Annotated in this window: 18 protein-coding genes; 10 read left to right on the top strand and 8 right to left on the bottom strand. The window is 53.6% G+C overall.

What is annotated here, in order from left to right:
- Nucleotides 1-110 precede the first annotated feature (110 nt).
- The 5 genes from dprA to ABIE64_RS07140 all read right to left on the bottom strand — a co-directional run bounded on the left by dprA (nt 111) and on the right by ABIE64_RS07140 (nt 5451).
- Nucleotides 111-1424: a DNA-processing protein DprA gene (gene dprA, locus ABIE64_RS07160; RefSeq protein WP_354376990.1), complete on the bottom strand. Its 1314-nt coding sequence runs from the start codon at nt 1422-1424 to the stop codon at nt 111-113.
- A gap of 19 nt (nt 1425-1443) precedes the next feature.
- Nucleotides 1444-2091, bottom strand: coding sequence for a glycerol-3-phosphate 1-O-acyltransferase PlsY (gene plsY, locus ABIE64_RS07155; protein WP_354377173.1), 648 nt, complete (start codon nt 2089-2091; stop codon nt 1444-1446).
- Between the two features lie 2 nt (nt 2092-2093).
- Nucleotides 2094-3431, bottom strand: a complete 1338-nt coding sequence (locus ABIE64_RS07150) for a dihydroorotase (RefSeq protein WP_354376989.1) — start codon at nt 3429-3431, stop codon at nt 2094-2096.
- On the bottom strand, nt 3428-4387 hold the full coding sequence (locus ABIE64_RS07145; protein ID WP_110252313.1) for an aspartate carbamoyltransferase catalytic subunit: 960 nt from the start codon (nt 4385-4387) through the stop codon (nt 3428-3430). The genes ABIE64_RS07150 and ABIE64_RS07145 overlap by 4 nt, the downstream gene beginning before the upstream one ends.
- Nucleotides 4388-4527: 140 nt before the next feature.
- The gene (locus tag ABIE64_RS07140; protein WP_354376988.1) at nt 4528-5451 is read right to left on the bottom strand and encodes an AEC family transporter; all 924 of its coding nucleotides are present in this window, start codon (nt 5449-5451) and stop codon (nt 4528-4530) included.
- Between the two features lie 255 nt (nt 5452-5706).
- Between ABIE64_RS07140 and ABIE64_RS07135 the strand changes: the two genes are divergently transcribed.
- Nucleotides 5707-6534, top strand: coding sequence for a VOC family protein (locus ABIE64_RS07135; protein ID WP_007089907.1), 828 nt, complete (start codon nt 5707-5709; stop codon nt 6532-6534).
- A gap of 56 nt (nt 6535-6590) precedes the next feature.
- Here ABIE64_RS07135 and ruvX read toward each other — a convergent pair whose 3' ends face one another.
- Entirely contained in the window at nt 6591-7121 is a 531-nt protein-coding gene (gene ruvX, locus ABIE64_RS07130; protein WP_354376987.1) for a Holliday junction resolvase RuvX, read from the bottom strand.
- Between the two features lie 491 nt (nt 7122-7612).
- Between ruvX and ABIE64_RS07125 the strand changes: the two genes are divergently transcribed.
- From ABIE64_RS07125 to gatB, 7 genes are all read left to right on the top strand, one after another.
- Nucleotides 7613-9073 (top strand): YfcC family protein, encoded by a 1461-nt coding sequence (locus ABIE64_RS07125; RefSeq protein ID WP_354376986.1) that lies wholly within the window; start codon nt 7613-7615, stop codon nt 9071-9073.
- A gap of 21 nt (nt 9074-9094) precedes the next feature.
- The gene (locus ABIE64_RS07120; protein WP_354376985.1) at nt 9095-10324 is read left to right on the top strand and encodes an arginine deiminase; all 1230 of its coding nucleotides are present in this window, start codon (nt 9095-9097) and stop codon (nt 10322-10324) included.
- A gap of 40 nt (nt 10325-10364) precedes the next feature.
- Nucleotides 10365-11366 (top strand): ornithine carbamoyltransferase, encoded by a 1002-nt coding sequence (gene argF / locus ABIE64_RS07115; protein ID WP_354376984.1) that lies wholly within the window; start codon nt 10365-10367, stop codon nt 11364-11366.
- A 1-nt stretch (nt 11367) separates the two neighbouring features.
- On the top strand, nt 11368-12273 hold the full coding sequence (arcC, locus tag ABIE64_RS07110) for a carbamate kinase (protein ID WP_354376983.1): 906 nt from the start codon (nt 11368-11370) through the stop codon (nt 12271-12273).
- Between the two features lie 279 nt (nt 12274-12552).
- Entirely contained in the window at nt 12553-12843 is a 291-nt protein-coding gene (gene gatC / locus ABIE64_RS07105) for an Asp-tRNA(Asn)/Glu-tRNA(Gln) amidotransferase subunit GatC (protein ID WP_007089905.1), read from the top strand.
- On the top strand, nt 12843-14321 hold the full coding sequence (gene gatA / locus ABIE64_RS07100; RefSeq protein WP_354376982.1) for an Asp-tRNA(Asn)/Glu-tRNA(Gln) amidotransferase subunit GatA: 1479 nt from the start codon (nt 12843-12845) through the stop codon (nt 14319-14321). The genes gatC and gatA overlap by 1 nt, the downstream gene beginning before the upstream one ends.
- Before the next feature lie 3 nt (nt 14322-14324).
- Nucleotides 14325-15779 (top strand): Asp-tRNA(Asn)/Glu-tRNA(Gln) amidotransferase subunit GatB, encoded by a 1455-nt coding sequence (gene gatB / locus ABIE64_RS07095; protein WP_354376981.1) that lies wholly within the window; start codon nt 14325-14327, stop codon nt 15777-15779.
- A 175-nt stretch (nt 15780-15954) separates the two neighbouring features.
- On the opposite strand, the gene ABIE64_RS07090 is transcribed toward gatB, so the two are convergent.
- Nucleotides 15955-16389, bottom strand: coding sequence for a helix-turn-helix domain-containing protein (locus ABIE64_RS07090; protein ID WP_354376980.1), 435 nt, complete (start codon nt 16387-16389; stop codon nt 15955-15957).
- 653 nt (nt 16390-17042) lie between these two features.
- Here ABIE64_RS07090 and ABIE64_RS07085 point away from each other — a divergent pair.
- Entirely contained in the window at nt 17043-18707 is a 1665-nt protein-coding gene (locus ABIE64_RS07085) for a methyl-accepting chemotaxis protein (RefSeq protein WP_354376979.1), read from the top strand.
- Nucleotides 18708-18909: 202 nt separating this feature from the next.
- On the opposite strand, the gene ABIE64_RS07080 is transcribed toward ABIE64_RS07085, so the two are convergent.
- The gene (locus ABIE64_RS07080) at nt 18910-19668 is read right to left on the bottom strand and encodes an AraC family transcriptional regulator (RefSeq protein ID WP_354376978.1); all 759 of its coding nucleotides are present in this window, start codon (nt 19666-19668) and stop codon (nt 18910-18912) included.
- A gap of 135 nt (nt 19669-19803) precedes the next feature.
- Here ABIE64_RS07080 and ABIE64_RS07075 point away from each other — a divergent pair, with 135 nt between their 5' ends.
- Nucleotides 19804-21009, top strand: a complete 1206-nt coding sequence (locus ABIE64_RS07075; protein ID WP_354376977.1) for an MFS transporter — start codon at nt 19804-19806, stop codon at nt 21007-21009.
- Nucleotides 21010-21021 lie beyond the last annotated feature (12 nt).

Raw genomic sequence — 21021 nt, 5'->3', positions numbered from 1 at the left:
AATGATCCGAATGTCCGACACATATATATAGTGTGATCGTATTTCAGATCAGATTGCGCAAATTGCGGCAAATCACAACAATATTGTCGCAGCACAGATCGCTACGACACTCATTCGGCGATACGCGATACCCTATTTCCTGGGTGACGTTCAACCCTTCCTGCAAGCTCAAGCTCAATCAGCATGGTCGAAATCACATCGGCAGGCATGCCAGAAGCCCGGATAAGCTGATCAATCAGAAGCGGACTGGACGACAATAATTCAAGTATATGGTCCGTTTCACGGTCTCCGTTTCGGGCCGGGGCAGGGACCCCTGTTTCTTCTTGGTTATCAATGCTTTCCGGGGTGTCGACGATGATCGCGCTTTGGGCATCGCGTTCGATGGATTTGGTGATGTCGCTGAAATCATCTGATGAACTGGTTGTGGTTGTCGCGCGGCCCTCGATGGCAAAATGATGAATTCCTTCACGCAGATGGTTGTTTTGTTCGGAAACACGCAAGGCATCCAAAATCACATCAACGGAGTCGCACAGGATCGCCCCGTCACGGATCAGGCTGTTGGGGCCTGCCGCACGCGGATCGGTCGGACTGCCTGGAACGGCAAAAACATCACGTCCTTGTTCTCCTGCAAATCGGGCGGTAATCAGCGATCCGGAATTGCGTCCGGCCTCGACCACGACAACGCCATGCGACAGGCCGGAAATGATCCGGTTGCGCCTTGGAAAATGCCGTGCCTGCGGATTAAGTCCCGGTGGCATTTCCGAAATCACGCAGCCATTTTCGCAAAGCTTGCGATACAGATCGGCATGTTCACGCGGATAGATCACATCCACACCCCCGCCCAGAACCGCGACGGTGCCGCCATCCGTATTTGCGACTTGGAGGCAGGCATCATGAACCGCGCCATCAATCCCGCGCGCCATGCCCGATGCGACAACATATCCCGCGTCGCACAGGGCGGCGGATAACCGCCGTGCAAAACCGCACCCATTGGCCGATGCATTGCGGGCACCGACGATCCCGATGGTTGGCCTGGTCAAAAGTTCAACACGACCCAGCGCATAAAAATAGGGTGGGGCATCCTCGATCGCGGCCAGCATCACCGGATATTCCGGATCACCGATAATCACCGGCTTGGCATCGCAGGCGCGCGCCTGTTCAATTTCGGTAATCGTGTCTTCGCGCGTTGCCAGAACAATCTGCCGTTTGCCACCTGTGCGCGCGATGATATCGGGCAGGGCATCAATGGCATTGCGTGCCGATCCGAACCGCTCGACCAGCTTGCGGAATGTGACCGGGCCAACATTGGTACTGCTCGCCAGTCGCATACGCGCGAGGCGTTCAGATTGCGGTAATCGTATCGGTTGTTGCATGTCTGAAACCATAACGCCCGGATTGTGATCATCCGGGCGTTGTTTCGTCAAGCTATTCCAACTGCATAGCTTATTCTTCGCTGGTGGCTGCGGCTTCTTTTTTCTTCTGGCCGATTTTCGGCTCTTCGCCTTTAAGAAGGCGGCGGATATTGCTGTGATGTGCAGCCCAGACAATCACCGCAAGGAAGATTGCAAGCCATCCGGCACCGGGATCATTGGCGATCAGGAAGGCGGCAATCGGGGCGGCAATCATCGCAATCAGGGCCGAAAGCGATGAAATGCGGAAAACCAGCGCCATGACAAGCCACGTTGCCGCCGCGACAAGCCCCATGATCCAGTTGACCGCAACAAGGGTCCCAAGGGTGGTGGCAACACCCTTGCCGCCCTTGAAACGCAGCCATACGGGGAACATGTGCCCGACAACCGCGGCACCACCAGCAAAAATACCGGCCTCGGCATTGACAAAATGGGTAAATAGCAGGGCTGCTGCCGCACCCTTGCCGACATCGCCGACAAGTGTCAGGAATGCCAGAAATTTGTTGCCGGTACGCAGTACGTTGGTCGCACCAATATTGCCCGATCCGATCTTGCGGATATCGCCAAGTCCGGCCATCCGCGTCAGAACCAGACCAAACGGGATCGAGCCCAGCAGATAACCGCAAACGGTCGCAATCTGCAGCGACATCAGGGTTGCCTTGTAAGTGGCATCAAGTTCCATATTCACGCGCCTTCCGCGACAGAGGGATCGGCAAAAACCTCGCGACCATCAATGATGGTGCGCAGGACACGGCCTTGGGTAAGGCGGCCGTCAAATGGCGAGTTTTTCGATTTTGACTCGAACTGATAAGGATCTATCTTCCATGGGCGATCAGGATCAAACAGCACCAGATCGGCCGCTGTCCCGATTTCAAGCGTACCGGCACCCTTGATGCGTACCAGTCCCGCAGGGGCGGTTGTCAGCTTGGTAATCACATCAAGCATCGACATATGCCCGTTGTGATAAAGCTCCAGCGTGATCGGCAGAAGTGTTTCAAAACCAACACCACCGGCGGCGGCCTGCGCAAAAGGCAGGCGTTTGGAGTCAACATCCTGCGGATTATGGTCCGATGCGATGGCATCAATCGTGCCATCGGCAAGGCCTGCCACAATCGCCTGACGGTCGTCTTCGGACCGAAGTGGGGGCGACAGCTTGGCAAAAGTCCGGTAATCCGAAACCGCATTTTCGTTAAGCGCAAAATAGAACGGGGCCGTATCGCACGTGACCTTAAGGCCGCGTTTCTTGGCCTTGCGGATCACCTCGACCGACTCTCCTGTCGAGATATGGGCAAAATGCAAACGTCCGCCTGTCATTTCAACCAGCCGCAAATCGCGCTCTATCTGCATGACTTCGGCAAGTGGTGATACACCGCTAAGACCAAGGCGCGTGGCAAGTTCGCCGCTATTCATCGACGCACCCTTGGAAAGTTCCGGTTCCTCGGGATGCTGGACAATCATGCCATCAAAGAAGGTCGAATAAGATAGCGCCTGTCGCAGCAACCGGGCACTGGCGATGGTTTTTACGCCATCGCAAAACGCCACTGCACCGGCCTGATGCAAAAGGCCCATCTCGGTGATTTCGCCACCCTCAATGCCCTTTGATACCGCGCCATAGGCAAAAACCTTGGCCAGGCCAACCTTGCGTGCCCGGCGTGCGATAAATTCGACACCGGCCACATCGTCAATTACCGGATCAGTATTGGGCAGTGCGATGATCGTGGTGATCCCGCCGGCTGCCGCCGAACGACCGGCGGTTTCGATGGTTTCCTGATGTTCGAACCCCGGATCGCGCAATTGTGCGCGCATATCGACAAGACCGGGCGCAAGACACGCACCCGCAGCATCAACAATCTCGCAATCCTTGGGCAGATTGTCGCGGGTGACCTGCGCACCGCAATCAATGATCTTGCTGTTTTCAATCAGGATGCCGCCCGTACTGTCGGTCTGTGCCGCCGGGTCAAGCAGACGGGCATTGATAATGGCCTTACGGCCCGTACCCTTTACGCGAATGGCGGGGGTCATGCCTGGCCTCCTGCCTGTCTGTGGTTCTGGACCAGCAATTCAAGGGCGGCCATGCGCACCGCAACCCCCATTTCAACCTGTTCGCGGATGACGGATCGTTCGACGTCGTCGGCGACTTCGCTGTCGATTTCCACCCCGCGATTCATCGGGCCGGGATGCATGATCAGCGCGTCGGGCTTGGCATTGGCAAGCTTGGCGCGATCAAGGCCATGGAAATGGAAATATTCGCGGACCGACGGGATAAAGCTTCCTTCCATGCGTTCAAGCTGAAGGCGCAGCATCATGACGATGTCACAATCCTTAAGGCCTTCTTCCATGTCATGGAAAATCTCGACCCCCATCCGGTCGATCTTTGACGGGATCAGGGTCGGCGGCGCGACAAGGCGCACGCGCGATCCCATGGTATTAAGCAGCAGGATATTGGACCGGGCGACGCGCGAATGCGCGATATCGCCGCAGATCGCGACATTAAGCCGATGCAGGCGGCCCTTGTGGCGGCGGATGGTCAGCGCATCAAGCAACGCCTGTGTCGGGTGCTCGTGGCGGCCATCCCCGGCATTGAGAACCGCACAATTGACCTTTTCGCTCAGAAGCTTGACCGCACCGCTGTCACCGTGACGGACCACAAGTGCATCGGGGTTCATGGCATTGAGCGTCATTGCCGTATCAATCAGGGTTTCACCCTTTTTAACCGAACTGGTGCCGACCGTCATGTTGATGACCATCGCCCCCAGCCGCTTGGCGGCAAGTTCAAACGATGTCAGCGTTCTGGTCGAATTTTCATAGAACAGATTGACGACCGTGGCCCCGGCAAGAATGTTGCTGGTCTTGTCTGCTGTGCGGTTCTTTTCCGCATAATGCTGGGCACGATCAAGAATAAGGGTGATTTCCCCCGGGGTAAGACCTTCGATACCGAGGAGGTGAGGGTGCGGATAGTGATCCGCCGCTGGTCCCATGACACTCATGGCGTTGCACATATTCCTTAAATGGTATGGGCAGAAACTCGCGCGGAGCATACCCAATTGCCCCTGCCACGGAAAGTTAAAATATTGCCCCAACATCCTGACCGAATGATCAATATTTCGCTTGGTTTACATCACACCACATGCAGCAAAACCGCAAGGATCGGAATGCTGACAATCGCAACAAGCGTGTGAACCGTAATGATGCTGGCCATCATCGGGGCGTCACCACCCATCAGGCGCGCCAGCACAAACGCACTCGCCGAACAGGGCAATCCGGCATACAGCACAACCGCCGCCAGTTCGACCTGCGGCAGGCCGAGCAAAAGGCAAAGCCCCGCTGCAATGGCCGGGCTGATGACAAGTTTGCCCAGCGTGGAAAATCCGACCGGCCCCCCGGCGCGTCGTGCCGCCGAAAGATCAAGCCCCGCACCAACCGCCAGAAGCCCGATCGGCAATGCCGCACGCCCCAGAACTTCCAGAAACGGTCCAAGCACTGGCGGCAGGCCAAATCCCGTCATATTGATCCCAATGCCAAGAACACACGCCATCAGCAACGGATTGCGCAGAACATCGCGCAAAAGAGATACCGCGCCGGGCGTGCGGTCATTATCCCCCCAATGCGCGCATGCCAGAACCGACAGCACATTGACCGTCGGCACGACAAGGGCAACGCAAAGGGCCGTTACCGTCAATCCGGCTTCGCCCAGAAGGGCCGCGGCAACGGCAAGTCCGATATAGGTATTGGGCCGGATGGCGCCCTGAAACAGAGATGAAAACGCCGGATTGAAGACTTTCAGAACCGGCTTGGCGATCAGGATAAGAACGGTACATATGAAAACCGTGCCCAGCATCGCAGTCGCAATTCCCGCTAGTGGCAGGCTACCCAGATCGGCGCGCGCGGTATTGGAAAACAGCAATGCCGGGAATGTCACATAATAGGTCAGCTTTTCCGCCCCTGGCCAGAACGCATCAGGCAGGAATTTGCGTTGCCGCAGGATGAAGCCCAGCACGATCAGGGCAAAGGTCGGTATCAGGGCGGACAGGATGGCTAACATGGGGCGCTTTCGAAAATATCTTGCCGCACGATGGGGCAGTTATTAATCGGTTGTTATGTGATTTGCTGTGATGGTTTGCATTGTAACAGTCCGGCCTGACGTCGTATCGAAAAGACTGCCTGTTTCATTGCACGGACATCCTGTGATAATGGATGTCGCTCAGATAATGCGTTCAACGCACTGATTTATCAATTGAAAGAAATTCCTGCGCTGTGACCTGCCGCGCCAAACAGGAATGCAATCAGGGGAAAGCCCATGAGTCGCGCAATCGATCATCTGGTTCTATGTGTCAATGATCTCGATGCGGCCTGCGATGCTTACCGCAAGCTGGGTTTTACCGTCACCCCGCGTGCCAATCATCCGTTTGGCACTGGCAATGCCCTGATCCAGCTTGATGGCATGTATATCGAATTGCTTGCCGTGATCGAGCCGGAAAAAATCGCTGAAACCGATCTTGCCGCGCCGTTCTCCTTCCCGATTTATAACCGCGATTATCTGCGTCAGCGCGAAGGCATGTCGATGCTGGCGCTGCAATCGCGCGATGCGGAAAAAGACCGGGAGGATTTCATTGCCGCGGGTGCCGCCGTGCCCCGTGTTTTCAAGTTCGAACGCGAAGCAACCCGCCCGGATGGTTCGCTTACCGATCTGGCCTTTTCGCTGGCCTTTGCCAATCATCCGCTGTTGCGCCATGCGGTGACCTTTGTCTGCCAGCATCGACATCCGCCGCAGAATTTCTATTATCCGGAATATCAAAACCACGCCAACGGCGCCTATGCGATTGGCAAGGTGTTCCTCACGCATTGGGCGGCGGACGCGGTTACGGATTTCGTCGAAGAAATCGGAACCGAGAAGATCGTCACAGCTCTGCATAGTGATGAAATGGTCACTCGGTTCGGAATTGACGACCCGGCTTTCCCTACCGATGGCTTTGCCGGTTATGAAATCATCGTCAACACGCTCGACACGATTGCCCAAGCCGCCCAGTCCATGGGGGCAATCCATAAAAAGGGCCGTCTGATCCTGCCGCCCTCGAAATTTTTCGGAACACTGGTTGTTTTTACGGCCAAAGGAAAAGCCGCCTGAACAAACAGGCGGCTGATCGAAAACTCTGAAACCAAGTGGTTTCGTTTGGCTGAAAATCAGGCTTCTTCGTCACCAAATTCATCTTCATCATCGTCGTCATCAGGGTTTGCGCCCGGATCGGTATGAAGATTAAGGTTATCAAGCGCGCCTTGCAGGATATAGGCCGCAGCCGTTTTATCGACGACCTGGGCCCGGCGTTTGCGCGTCATGTCGACATCTTCAATCAGGATGCGTTCAACCGCGTTGGTCGAAAGACGTTCATCCCAAAGCAGGATCGGCAGATCGATATAATTCTGCATTTCGTCGACAAAGGCATAAACCCGGTGGCATGCCTTGCCGACCGTGCCGTCAAGTTCACGCGGAAAACCGATGATGATGCCGTCGACATTCTGCTTGGTGACGATTGCCGAAAGTTCGGCAATATCACGCATGAATTTCTTGCGCGAAATCAGCGAATAGGGGGACGCGATCTGCAGCCCGACATCCGAAAGGGCCACGCCAATGGTTTTGGTGCCGAGATCCAGCCCCAAAACGCGTGCTGCCGGTGTCAAAAACCGCAGCAATTCCTGTGTGTCATTGCAAATCATGGCGCCCTTATAGGTGTAAGTTATGTCCTGTGCCAGAGCTAATATTTCGGATTGATCAAAAGGCCAAATGGTAAATTGTTAGCTTTTGAAAATGACGCCATATTCAGCCCGAAAATCCACCATAAGGCAATTTAACGCAGATTGTAACGCATGATTGATAAGTTTGAAGTCAATTTGGGAAGCGGACGTGCTGGATGGCTGGTTGAAGGTAAATTCAAGGTATTTTAATTTTTATTTTCCATTATTTAAATTTATAAAGTACTGCTAATAATAAAATAAGAATAAAAATAGATTTTATTTTTATTATTTCAAATTTTACATAAAATTCATTCTGGTTTTACTTTTTGTGAATTCAATTTTTTTAGATGTATGTCAATGAACTTGGCGTCTGCTTATGGGATAAGTGGATATCCATCCTGATTGGATTGCAGTTTTTCTGAGACGAGACCTGAAAACATTGTTGGTTTTTCGTTATTTAGCAGGAGTTTGCAATGCCGTCCAAGCTTGACAAACCGTCAAAGCCAGAACAGACACATGAGCATGATTTGTTGTCCCGTTTTCCCACGGCCTACACGATCCTGTTTGCTCTGATTATTGTTGTCGCGGCTCTTACCTGGGTCATTCCGGCCGGGCAGTATGACCGGGAAATGAATGAGGCGATTGGTCGTGAGGTTGCCGTTCCCGGTACATATCACGAAGTCGATCCGAATCCGCAGGGCTTCTTTGATGTCATGCTGGCACCCGGTGCCGGTTTTTATGATCCTGATAGCTATGCCGCAAATGCGATTGATGTGGCGCTGTTTGTTCTTTTCCTTGGCGGTTTTCTGGGCGTGGTAAACGCGACCGGTGCAATCGATACCGGTATTCGATCTGCGATGAAAAAGCTAAAAGGGCACGAGATATGGATGATCCCTATTTTGATGACCTTGTTTGCCATCGGGGGGACCACCTATGGCATGGCGGAAGAAACGCTGGCTTTTTATGGTCTGTTAATTCCGGTCATGATTGCAGCGGGCTACGATACCGTGACCGCGGTTGCGATCATCATGCTTGGTGCCGGTATCGGTGTTCTGGGCTCGACCATAAATCCGTTTGCCACCGTGATTGCGGCGAACGCAGCGAATATTCCGTTCACTTCGGGTATTGTGTTGCGCTTTGTTATCCTGATTTTGGGTTTGGTCATCTGCATTGCTTATGTGATGCGTTATGCCGGTCGGGTGAAAAATGACCCGTCGAAATCGATTGTTGCCAAGCAACTGGATTCACACCGGTCCCTCTTTCTGAAAGGTCATAACGCCCAAACAGACAGTGCGACCCTTACTGGTAAACAAAGCCTGATCTTGATCCTGTTCGGTTTAACCTTCGCGGTGATGATCTGGGGCGTTTCATCCCAGGATTGGTGGATGGCCCAGATGGGGGCTCTGTTCCTTGGTTCTGCGATTGTGATCGGTCTTTTGGCGCGGATGGGCGAAAAAGAAGTGACGGGGCATTTTGTCGACGGGGCGCGCGATCTTTTGGGGGTCGCCCTTGTTGTCGGGCTGGCTCGGGGGATTGTGGTGATCATGCAAAACGGCCTGATTGCCGACACATTGCTGCACGGGGCTGTTGGCAGCCTGAGCGGGCTTGGCAATCTGGCTTTTATCAACCTGATGTTCTGGATCGAGGCGGGAATGAGTTTCCTTGTGCCGTCGTCATCGGGGCTGGCTGTTCTGTCGATGCCGATTCTGGCACCCTTGTCCGATTTTTCCGGGGTCGACAGGCATCTGATCGTGACCGCCTATCAGTCGGCAAACGGGTTGGTCAATCTGATCAATCCGACATTTGCCGTGGTGGTTGGCGGGCTCGCCATTGGTCGGGTGTCTTACGACCGCTGGCTGGCATTTGTCTGGCCGCTTCTTTTGATGCTGACAGTCATGATTACTGTCGTTTTGTGTGTCGGAACTTCTCTTTAGGTCCCCCGAAAGGACAGTGTCATGTCTGAAAAAATGCTCGGCGTTCATTCTGAGACCGGAACGTTGCGTCAGGTTGTTGTTTGTCGCCCCGGATTGGCCCATCGTCGTTTGACGCCGGGTAATTGTCAGGAGCTTTTGTTTGATGATGTTTTTTGGGTCAAGCAGGCCCAAAAGGATCATGATGTCTTTGCCAGTATCATGCGCAACGAAGGTGTCGAAGTCCTTGATGTCAATGATCTGCTATCTGAAACGCTTGCCATCAAAGAAGCCCGTTCCTGGGTTCTTGATCATCGCATCACTGCCGATCAGATCGGTGTTGGCGCGCTTTCGGAATTGCGTGGCTGGATGGAAGATCTTCCGGCTGCCAGCCTTGCGGAACTCCTTCTGGGCGGGTTGACCGTCGATGAGTTGCCTTTTGAGCCGACCGGCTTGTTCGGCAGCTATCTGGGGCATCATGGTTTCATTTTACCGCCATTGCCCAATGCGCTGTTTACCCGCGACAACAGTGCCTGGATTTATGGCGGTGTTACCGTCAACCCGATGTTCTGGGCGGCACGGCGACCGGAAACATTGCTTAATACGGCAATATACAAATTTCATCCAAAATTTTCGGGAAAGACAAAGATCCACTGGGGCGATCCAACCTGCGATCATGGTCTGGCGACGCTGGAGGGCGGCGACATCATGCCGGTCGGGAATGGCACGGTGCTGGTTGGCATGGGCGAGCGATCTTCGCCACAGGCGGTGGGGCAACTTGCGCAGGCTTTGTTCCGCGATAACGTGGTTGAACGTGTTCTTGCCTTCCAGATACCGAAATCACGTGCCGCCATGCATCTGGATACGATTTTCACCCTGTGCGGAGGGGATGTCGTGACGACGTTCAAGGAAGTCGCTGACGGTCTGGTTTGCTATGATATTCGTCCCGGTTCCGAAGCAGGCAAGCTGAACTTCCGTGTCGATCCGCGTCCCATCTTTGACATCGTTGCCGAGGTTTTTGGCTATAAATCCCTGCAAGTTGTCCCGACTGGCGGCAATAACGAAGCCGAACAGTCACGCGAACAGTGGAACGACGGAAACAATGTTCTGGCCCTGCGTCCGGGCGTCGTCATCGGTTATGACCGAAACGACGATACCAATGCCGCCCTTGAAGCCGCAGGTATCAAGGTTCTTGCCATACCGGGCGCCGAATTGGGCCGGGGGCGCGGCGGTGGGCATTGCATGAGCTGCCCAACCATGCGTGATCCGGTGTAGGGGCCAGGCCCCAGGTTGCATAGAACGAAGGAGCCTGAAAATGGCATTTAATCTTAAAAACCGTAGCTTCCTGACCCTGAGCGATTTTTCCGGTGAGGAAATCAAGTTCCTGTTGAAGCTGGCGAAGGATTTGAAATCGGCGAAATATGCCGGCTACGAAGTTCCGACTTTGACCGGTAAGGACATTGCGCTGATTTTTGAAAAGGATTCCACGCGTACACGGGTCGGGTTCGAAGTTGCCGCCTATGATCAAGGCGCGCGCGTGACCTATCTTGGGCCAACCGGAAGCCATATTGGCCACAAGGAAAGCGTCAAGGATACGGCACGTGTTCTGGGCCGTATTTATGACGGGATCGAATATCGTGGTTTTGGGCAGAAAGTTGTGGAAACGCTTGCGCAATATGCGGGGGTTCCGGTTTTCAACGGGTTAACCGATGAATTCCATCCAACGCAAATTCTGGCAGATTTCCTGACCATGCAGGAGCATGTCGAAAAGCCGCTGCACCAAACCCGATATGCCTTTTTGGGCGATGCTGGCAACAATATGGGTAACAGCCTGTTGATTGGTGGTGCCAAGATGGGCATGGATGTACGCCTGTGTGCGCCCAAAAACTGCTGGCCGGTTGAAAGCATTCAGCAAGAGGCACGATTGGTTGCGCGTGAAACTGGAGCCAAGCTGACCCTCACTGAAAATGTTGACGAGGCGGTCAGGGACGTTGACTTCGTTTACACGGATGTCTGGGTTTCGATGGGGGAGCCCAAGGAAAAATGGGCCGAACGGATCAAGATTCTGCGTCCGTATCAGGTGAACAAGGACGTTCTGGACAAAACGGGCAATCCGCATGTGCGCTTCATGCACTGTCTTCCAGCATTTCATGATACCACCACCAGTGTGGGGGCGGAAATCAAGGCAGAGTTCGGCCTTGATGCGATGGAAGTTACCGACGAGGTGTTCGAAAGCCCGGCATCGATTGTTTTTGATCAGGCTGAAAACCGGATGCATACGATCAAAGCCGTTTTGGTCGCAACACTGGGAGGATAACATGCTTGTTGTGGCAGCCCTTGGTGGGAATGCTCTGCTTAAACGCGGCGAACCCATGACGGCCAATACGCAGCGCGCCAATGTGCGGCGCGCTACCACGGTGCTGGCCCAAATCGTTCGCGATGGGCATCATCTTGTTCTGACGCATGGCAATGGGCCTCAGGTCGGTTTGCTGGCTTTGCAAGGTGCCGCATATCGTCCGGAAGAAGAATATCCACTTGACGTTCTGGGGGCTGAAACCGAAGGCATGATCGGATACATGATCGAGCAGGAATTGGAAAATGCGTTGAATCATGAACGGCCGGTTGCTGCTTTGCTGACACAGGTCGTTGTCGATAAAAAGGACCCGGCTTTTGCCTGTCCGACCAAATTCGTCGGCCCCGTATATGACAAGGAAGAGGCCGAAGAAAAGGCTGCCAAAGGCCATTGGACCATTGCGCAGGACGGCAATAAATGGCGTCGGGTCGTTCCCTCCCCAAAGCCGGTCGAAATACCTGACATCCCGGTTATTCAATTGCTTTTGAAGCATGGTGTTATTGTTATTTGCACGGGAGGGGGCGGTATTCCGGTGGTCTATCAAAAAGACGGCAGCCTGACCGGCATCGAAGCGGTCATCGACAAGGATGCCGCCAGTGCTCTTCTCGCCAAGAAGATCGGTGCTGATGCTTTGCTGCTGCTTACCGACGTGGACGGGGTTTACCGTGATTTCGGGACGCCAGATGCCTGTCGGATTGACAGGCTTTCCCCTGATGAGGCGCGCGCACTTTCATTGCCTGACGGGTCGATGGCCCCCAAGGTGACTGCGGCAGCCGATTTTGTCACGGCAGGGAGGATGGCCGGGATCGGTCGTCTTGAGGACGCAGGTCAAATTTTGAAGGGGCAGGCCGGAACCAGGATTTCGCTGTGAACCTAGTGCAACCATGATCGCGTGACGAAGCCTGAACGGGCTCCTCTTCGGAGAAGAAATCCATCTGGTTTGAGCCGGGCCGTTCTCTTTTGTTCAAATAACTTCGGCATGGCGCGGTACGTTGGTCACGAAACCGGGCAATGCTAGCCCATAGTAAAGGGCGGCAACGACCCTTGCAGCGGCGGCGGCGGGGTGCTAGTTTCCGCGCTGTAATTTCAGGTTCCGGCAGGCCGCCTGCCTGCCGGGTGTTTTGTCATTCCTTAAGAGAGACTTTCATCCATGTCGTCTTTGGATAAGGAAACAGTTCGTCGCATCGCCTTTCTGTCGCGTATCAACGTGTCCGAAGAAGGGCTTGGCGAACTGGCGGGAGATTTGACCCGTATCCTCGATTTCGTCGAGGAACTGCAAGAAGTTGATGTCGAGGGTTGTGATCCCCTGACGTCGGTTGCCGATCTGACCCTGCCGATGCGCAAGGACGAAGTCACCGATGGCAATATCCAGCAAAAAGTGCTGTCAAACGCACCGATGACCGATGCTGGCTGTTTTGTTGTGCCGAAGGTGGTTGAATAATGACTGATCTGACAAATCTGACGCTTGCTGAAGCCCGTGACGGGCTGGCAAAGGGCGATTACACGTCGGTCGAACTGACCGAAGCCCACATCAAATCGATGGAAGCGCACCGTAATCTGAACGCTTACATCACCGAAACCCCGGACAAGGCCATCGACATGGCCAAGGCTTCCGATGCCAAGCGCGCCAAGGGTGACGCGGGCAAAATGGAAGGCCTGCCGATTGCGATCAAGGATCTGTTCTGCACCGAAGGTGTCCAGACGACCGCAGCCTCGCACATTCTTGAGGGGTTCAAACCGGAATATGAATCGACCGTCACCACCAACCTGTTTGGTAACGGCGCGGTGATGCTCGGCAAGGCCAACCTTGATGAATTCGCCATGGGGTCGTCCAATACCTCGTCCTATTACGGCAATGTCATCAACCCGTGGAAGGGCAAGGATGGCAAGGATCTGGTTCCGGGTGGCTCGTCTGGTGGTTCGGCGGCTACTGTTGCTGCGGGCATGGCGCTGGCGGCGACCGGTACCGATACCGGCGGCTCGATCCGTCAACCGGCATCCTATTGCGGTATTGTCGGCCTGAAGCCAACCTATGGCCGTTGCTCGCGCTGGGGCATTGTCGCCTTTGCAAGCTCGCTTGATCAGGCTGGTCCAATGACCAAAACCGTTCGCGACGCTGCGATCATGCTGGGCGCAATGGCCGGACACGATGCCAAGGACAGCACATCCGCCCCGGTTGCGGTTCCTGATTTCGAGGCCGCCCTGACGGGTGACATTCGCGGCATGAAAATCGGTATTCCGAAAGAATATCGTGTCGATAACATGCCCGAAGAAATCAACAAGCTGTGGGATAACGGTATTGCGATGCTGCGCGATGCAGGTGCCGAAGTGGTCGATGTGACCCTGCCGCACACCAAATATGCGCTTGGCACCTATTATATCGTCGCCCCGGCCGAGGCATCCTCGAACCTTGCGCGTTATGACGGCCTGCGTTACGGCCAGCGCGTCATGGATGAAGGTGACAGCCTGGACGACATGTATATGAAGTCCCGTGCGGCTGGTTTCGGCAAGGAAGTCCAGCGCCGCATCATGATCGGCACCTATGTGCTGTCGGCTGGTTACTATGACGCCTATTACAACAAGGCGCTTAAAGTCCGTCGTCGCATTTACGAGGATTTCGCAACCGCATTTGGCACCGTTGATGCCATTCTGGCACCGACCGCTCCGTCGGCGGCCTTTGCGATTGGTGAAAACGAAGACGATCCGGTCAAAATGTATTTGAACGACGTCTTTACCGTTCCGGCAAGTCTTGCGGGTCTTCCGGGTCTGTCCGTTCCGACGGGCCTGTCTGCCGAAGGTCTGCCGCTTGGTTTGCAGCTTATTGGCAAACCGTTTGACGAAGAAACCGTTCTGCGTGTCGGTGGCGTGCTTGAAACTGCCGCCAACTTTACCGCGAAACCGGCCGGGCAGGAGGGCTGATCCATGACCTATATCATCGAAGGTTCAACCGGCCCTTGGGAAATCGTTGTCGGTCTGGAAGTCCACTGTCAGGTGGTTTCCAAGTCCAAGCTTTTCTCGGGCGCATCGACCACATTCGGTAACGATCCGAACACCAATGTCAGCCTTGTTGACGCGGCCATGCCGGGCATGTTGCCGGTCATCAACGAGGAATGCGTGCGGCAAGCCGTCAAGACCGGCCTTGGCCTTAAAGCCAGGATCAATCTTGAAAGCGTCTTTGCACGCAAGAACTACTTCTATGCCGATCTGCCGCAGGGCTATCAGATTTCACAGTTTGACAAACCGATTGTCGGCGAGGGGACCATTATCCTCGACATGCCTGATGGCTCGACCAAATCGGTCGGCATTGAACGCCTGCATCTTGAACAGGATGCCGGTAAATCGATGCACGATCAGGACCCGAAATATTCGCATATCGATTTGAACCGTTCGGGCGTTGCTCTGATGGAAATCGTGTCCAAGCCTGATATCCGTACCCCGGAAGAAGCCGGTGCCTACCTGACCAAGTTGCGCGCGATTGTGCGTTACCTTGGCACATGCGATGGCAACATGAACGAAGGTTCGATGCGTTGCGATGCCAACGTTTCGGTCCGTCGTCCGGGTGCCGAATTTGGCACGCGTTGCGAAATCAAGAACGTCAACTCCATCCGTTATGTGATGCAGGCGATCGAGATCGAAGCAAAACGTCAGGTCGAAGTCATCGAAGCCGGTGGCGAAATCGTTCAGGAAACCCGTCTTTATGATCCGCGTCTGGGTGAAACCCGTTCGATGCGGTCCAAGGAAATGGCACATGATTACCGCTATTTCCCGGACCCGGATCTGCTGCCGCTAGTATTCGATCAGGCATTCGTTTCCGAAATCGAAAAGACCCTGCCGGAACTCCCGGACGAGAAAAAAGCCCGTTTCATGCGTGAAAACGGCCTGTCGGCTTATGATTCCGGTGTTCTCGTTGCCGATCAGGAAAAGGCCGCCTATTACGAAGTCGTTGCCAAGGGCCGCGACGGCAAACTTGCCGCGAACTGGGTGATCACCAACCTGTTTGGTGCGCTCAACAAGCTGGAAGTTCCCGTCACCGAAAGCCCGGTCACGGCCGAAAATCTCGGCAAACTTCTGGACCTGATTTCGGATGACACCATTTCAGGCCGTATCGCCAAGGACGTCTTTGAAATCATGATCGAAACCGGCAATGACCCGGAAAAGATCGTGGAAGAAAAAGGTCTGAAGCAGATCACCGATACCGGTGCGATTGAAACAGCAATCGACGAAGTCATTGCGGCCAACCCGGACAAGGTTCAGGAAATCCGCGACGGCAAGGACCGCATGCTGGGTTGGTTCGTTGGCCAGGTCATGAAATCCACGGGTGGCAAAGCCAACCCGGGCATGGTCAACCAGATGCTCCGCGACAAAATCCTCGGCTGATTTCAATCATCAGAAGATGAGCAAAAGCCGCCCGTTTCGATCTGAAACAGGCGGCTTTTTGTTGGGTTCTATGTGTCGCTAATCATCTTCAACGTTAATGAGCCAAATGTTGCCTGAAGATTTCATAAAACATACTGTTGTAGAATTGGGAGGCGTCGGAACTTTTGTCTTTAAATCACAAATTTGCTGCCTGTAAGAGTAGGTTCAGGTTTCTTGGAGATGGCTCAATACCCCGATCTCTTTCTGCTTGCAGCATTTCATAGCTTAGAACAATAACGCGAGCCGCCTCCGATATGCCCCATGTCCTATTGTTTTGTGAGCGATAGTATTCAATTTCCTCGAGAATCATGCGTAGTAAATCGGCGTCAATCACGCGCACTTGATCCCGCACTTCGCTTCTCAGCATGCTGCCCCTTCCTGTCAGCAACCAGCTTGCGTCTATGCCCTTATCAACCAGTACAGCCAAAGATGATGCTTTTGGTTCATTTTTGTCCAGCTCGTAACGTTCCCACGATTTGCGTGTAAGTCCGGCAAGGTCTGCTGCTTCCGATGCACTAAGCCCTATATGCTTTCTTGCCTCTCTTATTCGCTCACTAAGGTTGGTTATCATAACTGCTGTTCCTGTATGGAATTGGAGTGTGAAGAATCAAAAAAAAATGAACCTTTGATTTATTTAGATTCTCAAAATTGATACTTTTGGGTTTAATGGTCTAAAAAAATACCACTAAAGGTGTTTTTTCTTGATTTTGGTTCATTTTTGTACCACTATTTCTCTGTCTTTGATGGTGTGTACAGAGTGAACTTCAGTGCCAAACTGAAATGATCGCCCGTATCCGTGCATAAGCGATGTTTTGCCCGGGCGATGTTTGGCATTCGCGATCTATCTGCGCTTGACTGTTAACTTTCCGACTGGGGTGTTGATTAATCTCAAGCAAAGTTTGAGACGTGATTATACGCAGCTTTGCGAAGTGCTCAGGATGATCGTCGCACAGTGTTTATTTCCTGTAAGCATTCTGAAACCTTAGAAAACCTTCGTGATGACTTGAGGCAATGTCGCATATTTCATCTCAGGTTGCGTGCGGGCAGGTCATGTTCATTCAAAGCCATTGATTGCATGGGACAATTTTGCTCAGAGCGAAACAGTTTCCTCTGATTGCGGCGTGAAATGAATTCATTCTTTTGTATCAAGGCTCCCTCTAGATGTGTGGTTCTTTTTTGGGGGAACAATACTAAAGGATAGTTATTGGGGTGTGGGGTAGTAATATGGGGCTTCTAAAGCGAATTAAAATTGCCATCAAAGTTGCTGGCGGTTTTGGCGTGATGTTGGTTTTGATGATCACGGTGTCGGCGATCTGCGTTATTGCATTGATGGATGCAGACAGTAATTTCAACGAGTATCGGCAGATTGCACTGCAATCAAACCAAGCTTCACGTGTTCAGGCCAATATGCTTGAAGCTCGTGTCTCGGTTTTGAATTTTCAGATGAGGCAGTCTCCTGAAGCACTTGAAAACGCAAATCAAAGATTGGTAACAACCAAAAAGCTTAACGCCGAATTTTTGTCTCTTATTAAAGACCCTGACTATCTCGAAAGTGCGAAAGCTGTGGATCAGGATATTGCGGCGTATGCTGCGGCGGTTCGTGCGTTAAGCGCAACCAAGGATCCTGCGGAACAACAACGTATCGCTGAAAAGACCTTGAACGTTCTGGGGCCAAAGGTCGCAAGCGACATCGAAGAACTCAAACTGTCCTTCAAAGCCAAACAGGATGAGATTGGTCCTAGAGCAAAAGCAGAAAACGCTTTTGCCATTTCGCTTGCCGCAATTATTTCTGCAATTGCTGTGGTGGTCGGTTTGGCAGCAGCGTGGCTGATCGGTGTTGGTATTTCGCGTCCGATTATTACCATTACAAACGCGATGCGGGTTCTTGCCGGAGGCGACAAAACCGTTGATATCCCCGGACAGGATCACAAGGATGAAATTGGTGATATGGCCAAGGCGGTGCTCGTGTTTAAAGAAAACATGATCAAGGCAGAGGAACTGGCCGCCCAGGAAGTCGAAGCCCAGAAACAGCGTGAATCCCGCGCCAGGTTGATCGAAAAACTGACCGGTGATTTTGAAGGTGATGTATCGGTCGTTCTGAAAACGGTCTCGGATGCAGCGACCGAAATGCAGCATACTGCAACGTCAATGACGGCAACCGCGGAAGAAACCAGTCGTCAGTCAACGGTTGTTGCTGCGGCGGCCGAGCAGGCATCAAATAATGTTCAAACCGTTGCCAGCGCATCCGAAGAACTAAGTGCATCGATCTCTGAAATCAGCCATCAGGTTACACAGTCATCCCGTGTGGCGGATAAGGCTGTTGTGGAAGCGCAAAGTACGAATGCACAGGTTCGTGGACTTGCAGAAGCGGCTCAGAAAATTGGTGATGTCGTCGGTTTGATCAGTGATATTGCGGCACAGACCAATCTTTTGGCTCTGAATGCCACGATCGAGGCTGCCCGCGCAGGTGAAGCAGGCAAAGGTTTTGCCGTTGTCGCGGCCGAGGTGAAAAACCTTGCTAATGCGACCTCCAAGGCCACCGAGGAAATCACAAATCAGATAACCGCAATCCAAAGCGAAACAGAGGGCGCTGTTGTTGCCATTGATTCCATCGGAACAACCATCACCGAAATTAGTGAAATTGCATCGGCAATAGCCAGTGCGGTTGAACAGCAAGGTGCCGCAACCGATGAAATCAATCGGAACGTACAGGAGGCTTCTGCGGGTACCGGCGAAGTAACGGCCAATATTCACGGTGTCAACCAAGCCGCGGCATCAACCGGGGCTGCGGCCGAGCAAGTCCTTTCTGCCTCAAATAATATGTCTCAGCAGGCAGATATCCTGCTTCAGAAAGTCGAAGCTTTCTTGTCGGCGGTAAAGGCTGCTTAGGCTGTCTGCTCCGTTTCGCCAAGGCTCGGGCGCTGATATGGCATCATGAATGCCAACCGATCTTGTTTCGGCGTTATCTTTCAATGGTTAAGTCCGATTTAGCATGCGGGCTTAACCATTTTTCTATGTGCAATTTGCTTGGTGCCCGATGAAGTGATCCTGATGTTCCATTTTTTTGCAAGCTCAGAGGCGAAATATTTTCCTACGTGCCCGCAGTCCGGTAATCGCGTGGTGATGCGCCAAGGATGCGTTTGAACATGTTGCTGAACGCGGCGGGATTGTCATAGCCAAGGTCCATCGCAATCGTTGTCACGGCTTCACCGGCGGCCAGTCTTGGCAGGGCGGCAAGGATGCAGGCCTGTTGACGCCATTCAACAAAGCTTGATCCGGTTTCCTTGCGAAACTGCCGGGTAAAGCTTCGGCGGCTCATGCCCAGATGATGGCACCAGTCATCGATGGTTTCATGCGGGGTCGGAGATGCCAGAAAGGCACGGCATTTTTCCCGTAATGCGGCCTGTTCCGGTAGCAGAAGCGACAGCGGCAGGACCGGCAACCGTTTGATTTCATGTTCAATCAGCGCCATCAATGCACCATCACGACCCGCCATGTCATATTCCGCCGGGACGGCAACCGCTTCGATCAATAAATGACGCATCAGCGATGAAATACCGACCACCTTGCACTGGTTGTCCGCCGCACCAAGCCGGTTCGGGCGCAGATAAAGCGAGCGCATTTTGACATCGCCAAACAGCCGGACCTCGTGGATGACCCCGGCGGGGATCAGCATGCCGCGCTGGGGTGGCATCATCCATGCGCCGTGCTGGGTTGATGCCATCAAAACCCCAGTCAAGCCATATAGCAACTGATCGCGATCATGGCGATGGGCGGCAATTACATGACCGTCGGGATAATCCGTACCCAATGCGATAACCGGTCTTGGAACTTCGCGAAAAGATGACATCGATGCCTGTCTTGCGTGATTGGCCCAGTCTCGTAATAAATTGACCCTAACGCGGTGGTGGGCCGTTTTGCAATTTTTATAATGACGATCAACGCACCAAGGCTTGCGTTTAATGTTATTTCAACGAGGTCTCCGATGAACGAAGCCTTCCTTAACCGTCCGCAAGTGACCCGAACCGTTTTGCCGGTTCTGGGTGCGGCCAGTTTCTGCCATTTGCTGAACGATATGATCCAGTCGCTATTTGTCGCGGCTTATCCGGTGTTTAGGGGCGGCTTTGATCTATCCTTTGCGCAGCTCGGTCTATTGACCCTGACCTATCAGGTGACGGCATCGTTGCTGCAACCTTTCATTGGTCATTTCACGGACCGTCGGCCGCAACCCTATTCCTTGCCGTTTGGTATGGGGATGTCGATGGCGGGGCTTCTGGTGCTGTCCTCGGCAACCAGTTTTGCGATGCTGCTTGTGGGCAGTGCGATGCTGGGTGTGGGATCGTCGATCTTTCACCCGGAATCCTCGCGTCTGGCGCGTCTGGCATCGGGCGGGGCGCATGGCTTTGCGCAGTCGCTGTTTCAGGTGGGCGGCAATGTCGGTTCAGCCATCGGGCCGTTGCTGGTGGTCGCAGTGGTTTTGCCGCACGGACAGGGCAGTCTGGCATGGTTTGCCTTTGCCGCATTGGCTGGGGTCGTCATCCTGACCCTTCTCGGGCGCTGGTATAAACGCAACGGCCATGCCGTGCGCCGCCCGCGTGTTGTTCATCTGGCGGCAAATCTTCCGGCCCGACGCCAGGTGATTGGCGGCTTGACGGTTCTGTTCTGCCTGATGCTGTCGAAATGGTTCTATCTCGCCAGCTTCACCAGCTATTACGTCTTTTACCTCATGGAAAAATTCCCGCTCTCCGAAGGCGATGCGCAGATTTATCTGTTCATTTTCCTGGCTTCGGTCGCGGCAGGAACCCTGATCGGCGGATCGGTGGGCGACCGGATTGGTCGCAAAAAAGTGATATGGGGATCGATCCTTGGAGCACTGCCCTTTGCACTGATCCTGCCTTATGTTGGATTGGGGGCGACCGTGATGCTCTCGATTGCCATCGGTCTGATCCTGTCATCGGCATTTTCGGCGATTGTTGTCTATGCGCAGGAACTTGTGCCGGGACGTATTGGCATGATTTCCGGCCTGTTCTTTGGCCTGGCCTTTGGGCTTGGCGGGCTTGGTGCGGCCATTCTTGGCGTGATGGCTGATCATTTCGGGCTGGAGCTGGTCTATCAGGTTTGCGCATGGTTGCCGGCCATTGGTTTCCTTGCGATTTTCCTGCCTGATATCGAACATGTCGACAAAGCCTGAATGCGGGAAACC

Origin of the sequence: Thalassospira sp. MBR-102 (assembly GCF_040549275.1) — a bacterium.
GTDB classification, from domain to species: Bacteria; Pseudomonadota; Alphaproteobacteria; order Rhodospirillales; family Thalassospiraceae; genus Thalassospira; species Thalassospira xiamenensis.
This window is presented reverse-complemented; position numbering and strand designations above follow the sequence as displayed.